Annotated in this window: 5 protein-coding genes and 1 tRNA gene; all 6 read left to right on the top strand. The window is 65.0% G+C overall.

All coding sequences use genetic code 11. The features are described from left to right. A partial coding sequence (locus tag LJE61_RS08945; protein ID WP_296918178.1) for a PKD domain-containing protein occupies positions 1–1,280 on the top strand: 1,280 nt, incomplete at its 5' end. Between the two features lie 260 nt (positions 1,281–1,540). Next, positions 1,541–1,756, top strand: a complete 216-nt coding sequence (rpsU, locus tag LJE61_RS08940) for a 30S ribosomal protein S21 (RefSeq protein ID WP_007041206.1) — start codon at positions 1,541–1,543, stop codon at positions 1,754–1,756. 505 nt (positions 1,757–2,261) lie between these two features. Further along, complete coding sequence (locus LJE61_RS08935) at positions 2,262–2,705, top strand: GatB/YqeY domain-containing protein (protein WP_296911902.1); 444 nt, start codon at positions 2,262–2,264, stop codon at positions 2,703–2,705. 35 nt (positions 2,706–2,740) lie between these two features. Further along, positions 2,741–4,492, top strand: coding sequence for a DNA primase (gene dnaG, locus LJE61_RS08930; protein WP_296918176.1), 1,752 nt, complete (start codon positions 2,741–2,743; stop codon positions 4,490–4,492). A 71-nt stretch (positions 4,493–4,563) separates the two neighbouring features. Next, positions 4,564–6,408 (top strand): RNA polymerase sigma factor RpoD, encoded by a 1,845-nt coding sequence (rpoD, locus tag LJE61_RS08925; protein ID WP_296918174.1) that lies wholly within the window; start codon positions 4,564–4,566, stop codon positions 6,406–6,408. A 50-nt stretch (positions 6,409–6,458) separates the two neighbouring features. Next, positions 6,459–6,531 (top strand) — tRNA-Ile (locus tag LJE61_RS08920).

Raw genomic sequence — 6,531 nt, 5'->3', positions numbered from 1 at the left:
CGTTCGCCGCCAGCACGACCACGGGTGTTGCGCCGCTGAGCGTGACCTTCTCCGATCTGTCCAGTGGCACGATCGAGCGCTGGCAGTGGGACTTCGGGGACGGTGGGAGCAGCAGCGCGGCCCAGGCGGTCTGGACCTACCAGGTGCCCGGCACCTATTCGGTGAGCCTGACGGTGACCGGTCCCGGGGGGTCGGACACGCTGACTAAGCAGAAGCTGATCCAGGTCTTCGGGCTGCCGCCGGTGGCCGACTTCGCCGCGGCGACCCGCAGCGGAGCGGCGCCCCTGAGCGTGGCGTTCGAGAACCGCTCCGCGGGCGAGATCGCGACGCTGCGCTGGGATTTCGGGGACGGCACGAGCAGCACCGAGCACGCCCCGGTCCATGTCTATGCCGAGCCCGGGAGCTATGACGTCACCCTGGCCGTCACCGGACCCGACGGCAGCGATAGCATGCGCAAGCCGGCCTACATCGAGGTGAGCCCCGAGGAGACCTCGGTCGTGATCGAGGTCGGGGAGGTCGTGGTCGACGACAACTGGCAGTGGGTCGAGCTCGCGCGTCCGTTCGTGGCGCCGATCGTGGTCGCGAACCCGCCGAGCTTCAACGACGGGGAGCCGGTCGCGGTGCGGATCTCGGGTGTCGAGCCGGACGGCTTCTGGATCCGCATCCAGGAGTGGGACTATCTGGACGGCATGCACGGGTTCGAGACCGTGGGCTATCTGGTCATGGAGCAGGGCAATCACACCCTGCCTGGCGGCGAGCGCGTTGAGGCCGGCCAGTTTATCCAGGGCGGGAAGCGGCTGTCGGATATCGGGTTCGCCGAGCCCTTCCCGACGGCGCCGGTGTTGCTTGCCTCGGTTACCAGTGCGAATGACGCGAAGGCGGTGACGACGCGGGTGCGCAATGTGACCGGGGAGGGGTTCCAGCTTCAACTCGAAGAGCAGGAGTCACTGACCGCCGGCCACGATGCGGAGACGATCCACTACATTGCCTGGCAGCCGTCCGAAGGGACCGTCGAAGGCCTGAGATTCGGGGCCGGCCTGACCGGCAACGACGTCAGGCATCGGGTCTTCCCACTGAGCTTCGAGGGTGAATGGGACGAGATCCCCGTCCTCCTCTCGCAGATGCAGACGACCAATGGAGGTGACACGGCGACGCTCAGGTATCAGAACCTGACCACACAGGGAGTGGATATCTGGGTGGAAGAGGAGCAGTCCAAGGATCGGGAAACCAACCACGTCGGAGAGGGTATCGGTTGGATCATCTTTGGAGAGGGTGGGTGATCCGGCAGGCGGGCGCCGTCCCGCAGGTCTGAGCACTCGGGTGAGACGAGGGGGGTCGGGTTGACACGCTGCAACCCGACCCCCCGGCGCATTTCGCCCGGGCATGGCGTCTTGATCGACCGACCTTGCGGTGCGCACGGAGCACCTCCGGCAGCACCGCAGGCGTCGCGATGCGTTGCATCAGGGGCCGCGCTTCGTCTAAACTTCCAAGTCTTTATGTAAGCTGTGTGTCTCTCATCGGAGCCAACGAAGGATCTTCCATGCCCAGCGTGCGTGTCAAAGAAAACGAGCCTTTCGAAGTCGCAATGCGGCGTTTCAAGCGGTCCTGCGAGAAGGCGGGTGTGCTCGCCGAGGTGCGCCGCCGCGAGTTCTACGAGAAGCCCACCTCGGAGCGCAAGCGGAAGAAAGCCGCCGCCGTGAAGCGGCACCAGAAGAAACTGCAGCGCGAGTCGCGTCGCTGGGAGCGGCCCTACTAGGAGCCTGCGGGACTTGAGGCCGATCGACTGCGCCAGCGGGAGAGCGGCCCCTATCCGTGCGATTTCTCGTAAACTAGACCCACTCTACGCCTCAACATCGGTCGACTCCGCCCTCGCTCTTCCACTCGGCTCGCGACGATCGCTCCAGTCAGACAGGCTTCTAAGTCGGTCCGACGCGTTCGGGCTTGCCGGATGCAGTCGGCGCCATGGTGCGGGATCGCTCGCTGGGCCGAGCCTGCGATTTGAGTTGATAGCGTTGAGTCCGGTCCGTCAGGCATGTCCAGTGCCTGTCCTCCGGGTCTCGAATACTCGGCCCAATTCCCGGTTTTCGATTGGACCTGTTCGGGCCTGGTCGTCCAATGCCCAGGTCAACCTGCGCCCTCTGGCATGGTGCACCGAAACAAGGCCTGGCCGGGCAGACATCGGTGCAGCCTCGTCAAGGCAAGGGCTCCGCCGATCGTGGCGACAGGCCCTGACCGTCCCCCTCAGACCTGACATCCCGACTATGATCAAGCTGCGTGTCCAGAGCGATATGAAGGCCGCCATGAAGGCGGGCGACAAGGCCAGACTCGGCGTGATCCGACTGATTCTGGCGGCGATCAAGCAACGTGAGGTGGATGAGCGGATCGAGCTCGACGACCCGCAAGTCCTCGCGGTCCTCGACAAGATGGTCAAGCAGCGCCGGGACTCGATCCGCCAATACAGCGAGGCCGGTCGGGATGACCTGGCGGCCGCGGAGCGGTTTGAGGTCGACGTCATTCAGTCCTACCTCCCCCAGCCGCTGACCGACGAGGAGCTGTCCGTCTTGATCGACGAGGCCTTCACGTCCACCGAGGCAAAGGCCATGAGCGACATGAGCAAGGTCATGGGTGCCTTGAAGCCCAGGGTGCAAGGTCGGGCCGACATGGGCGTCGTGAGCGCGCGGGTCAAGGAGCGCCTCGGAGGCTGACCCCGCTCTGCGTCCACCCAACGGCTCGCTCTCCAATGGCAGGTCGAATTCCCCCCGAGCTCATCGACGAGCTCCTGTCGCGCACCGATATCGTCGACCTCATCGGCACCCGGATCCAGCTCCGCAAAGCGGGTAAGGATTACCAGGCGCGCTGCCCCTTCCACGAGGAGAAGACCCCGTCCTTCACCGTGAGTCCGGACAAGCAGTTCTATCACTGCTTCGGCTGTGGAGCGCACGGGACCGCCATCGGCTTCCTGATGGAGTACGACCGGCTCGCGTTTCGCGAGGCGGTCGACGAGCTTGCGCGGCGGGCCGGGTTGGAGATCCCGGGGGCAGTCGACGCCGCTGACCTGGGACCCGACCATCGGCCCTTGTACCAGCTCCACGAGCAGGCAGCAGACATCTATCGAGAGCAGCTGCGCAGTCACCCCGAGGCACAGCGCGCGGTGGACTATTTGAAACGGCGGGGCCTCTCCGGCGAGATCGCCGCCCGGTACGGGCTTGGGTTTGCGCCGCCCGCCGGCAATCCGCTCCTGTCCAGGCTAGGCACCGGCCCCATCGAGCGGGGGCGTCTCGCCACCTGCGGGCTGGCAGTGGATCAGGATGGGCGGCTCCGCGACCGGTTTCGCGATCGTGTCGTGTTCCCGATCCGGGATCGGCGGGGGCGGGTGATCGGTTTCGGCGGGCGGCTCCTCGGTGAGGGCAAGCCGAAATACCTGAACTCGCCCGAGACGCCGATCTTCCGCAAGGGCCACCAGCTCTACGGGCTGTTCGAGGCGCAGAAGGCGAACCGCCGGCTGGATGCTATGCTTGTCGTCGAAGGCTACATGGACGTCATCGCATTGGCCCAGTTCGGACTGACAAACGTCGTCGCGACCCTAGGCACGGCCACGACCCCGGAGCATCTCCAGCTGCTCTCCCGCGCAGCCCCCGAGGTGGTCTTCTGCTTTGACGGCGATCCCGCGGGGCGGGCGGCGGCCTGGAAGGCGCTCGAGACGGCGCTGCCGTCGGCCACCGGACGCCAGTCGATTCGTTTCCTGTTTCTGCCAGACGGAGAGGACCCCGATACGCTGATCCGCGCGGAGGGCCCGGAGGCCTTTCGCACCCGGATGGTGCGTGCGCAGCCGCTCTCCGAGCTCTTGTTCGAGCAGCTCTGCGGCCGGGTGGACATGACGAGCATCGATGGCCGAGCGCAACTCGCCACCCTGGCCCAGCCGTTGATCCAGTCGGTTCCCGCCGGCGTATACCACGACATGCTGGTTGGCCGTCTGGCCGCGCTCACCGGGCTTGCGGTCGACCGCAGGCAGGGGACGCCCCGTCACGGTCGCGTCCGGCGGGAGCCGGCCCACCCATCCCGACCGAGTCGGATCGCCCAGGCGATCGCGCTGCTGCTCGATCATCCCGAGCTCGCGTCCGAGGCCGCAGCCGCACCGGACGACTGGCGCCGCTCGACGAGTCCCGGCGTTGCAATCTTGGTGCAACTGCTTGAAACCATTGCGGCCTACCCAACCATCAGTAAGGCGGCCTTGTTGGAGCGTTGGCGCGACCGAGAACACTTCGCATATCTGCAACGACTGAGCGTGGACCCCTTCCTACGTGATATCCCGGTGGAAGGGCTCGCCGCTGAATTCAGCGGGGCCTTGCATCGGATGAGTGAAGAGGTTCGCAAAGAGGAGCGCCGTCGCCCCCTGAATCAACCCAGCACCGGCGCTTGGAGCGATGAGGTGCGTGCGAGGCTCGAGCAGGAGGCCGAAGCCGCGCGAACGCGCAAGCGTTCACTGGAATAAAGTGGCCGTTAGGTGTTATATTACTGAGTTCGCTTTTCAGTCGCCATCCGTCGTATCAACCAGGGTATCCCATGGATCAAGAACAGCAACAGTCCCAGCTGAAGCAACTGATCGCCAAGGGCAAAGAGCAGGGCTATCTGACCTACACGGAGGTCAACGACCACCTCCCCCCCGGGATCGTCGAGACCGATCAGATAGAGGATATCGTCAGAATGATCAACGACATGGGGATCATGGTCCATGAGACCGCCCCAGATGTCGTCGATCACACCCTCAGTGACTCCGCCGTGTCCGACGACGAGGCCGCGGAGGCCGCCGCCGCGGCCTTGGCCTCCGTCGACAGCGAGTTCGGCCGCACCACCGATCCCGTGCGCATGTACATGCGCGAGATGGGGACCGTCGAGCTGCTGACGCGCGAGGGTGAGCTCGTGATCGCCAAGCGGATCGAAGACGGGCTCAACCAGGTCCTGTCCGCCCTGTCTGTTTATCCCCGCTCCATCGAGAAGCTCATCGAGATCTTCGATCGGGTCGAGCGGGACGAGGCCCGGCTCACCGACGTCATTTCCGGCTTCAACGACGGTGAAGAGGAGCCGCCGCTGGCGACCGCGGCGACCCCGAGCAGCGACAGGTCGAAGGCGGACGCCGACACGGAAGGCGACTCCGACGATGACGATGACGATTCCGCCCCGGTCGTCGATACTGGCCCGGATCCGGAGGATGCCGCGCGGCGGGCCCAGCTCCTGCGCGAGCGTTTCGCCGTGCTCCGCGCGTCACTCGAGCAGCACGGTCGGGACGACGAGCGTTCGCGCGCCGCGATGGCCGGAGTCTCGGAGGTCTTCCTCCAGTTCAAGCTGGTTGCGCCTGTCTTTCAGGAGCTCGCCGAGATCCTGCGGCAAACGATCGAGCGGATTCGCGCCCAGGAACGCATCATCATGGGGCTGTGCGTCGAGCAGGCCGGAATGCCTCGCAAGGTCTTCATCGACACCTTTCCCGAGAACGAGACGAATCCGCAATGGCTCGAGAACCAGTTGGCCAGCGGCAAGCCCTATGCCGCGCGCCTCGCCGAGCTCGCCCAGGATGTGCGCCGCGCCCAGCGCAGGCTTCAGGATCTGGAGAGAGAGAACATCCTGACGATCAGCGAGGTCAAGGAGGTCAACCGCAAGATGTCGATCGGCGAGGCCAAGGCCCGCCGGGCCAAGAAGGAGATGGTCGAGGCCAACCTGCGTCTGGTCATCTCCATCGCGAAGAAATATACCAATCGGGGTCTGCAGTTCCTCGACTTGATTCAGGAAGGGAACATCGGCTTGATGAAGGCGGTGGACAAGTTCGAGTATCGCCGCGGCTACAAGTTCTCGACCTACGCGACCTGGTGGATCCGCCAGGCGATCACGCGGTCGATTGCCGACCAGGCGCGCACCATTCGAATTCCGGTGCACATGATCGAGACGATCAACAAGCTCAACCGCATCTCGCGGCAGATGATCCAGGAGATGGGGCGGGAGGCGACCCCTGAAGAGCTCGCGCAACGGATGGACATGCCTGAAGACAAGGTGCGCAAGGTGCTGAAGATTGCCAAGGAGCCGATCTCGATGGAGACCCCGATCGGCGACGACGAGGACTCCCATCTCGGCGACTTCATCGAGGACTCCGGTGTCATCTCGCCGGTCGATTCGGCGACCGCTGAAGGGCTGCGCGAGGCGACCCAGAACATGCTCGCCAGCCTTACCTCGCGCGAGGCCAAGGTGCTGCGCATGCGCTTCGGGATCGATATGAACACCGACCACACGCTCGAAGAGGTCGGCAAGCAGTTCGATGTCACCCGCGAGCGCATCCGTCAGATCGAGGCCAAGGCCCTGCGCAAGCTGCGGCACCCGACGCGCTCGGACAAGCTGAGGAGTTTCCTCGACACCGACTGATCGAAGGTGACCGCCAAGGACGGCGGATCGGTACCGGCATCCACCCTCTCGGGCCGTTAGCTCAGCGGTTAGAGCAGGGGACTCATAATCCCTTGGTCCTAGGTTCGAATCCTAGACGGCCCA

The organism is Thiocapsa sp. (assembly GCF_022340925.1).
In the GTDB taxonomy this organism is placed as follows: Bacteria; Pseudomonadota; Gammaproteobacteria; order Chromatiales; family Chromatiaceae; genus Thiocapsa.
Note: the sequence above shows the minus strand (reverse complement) of the source record. Positions and strands in the feature narration are given on the sequence as shown.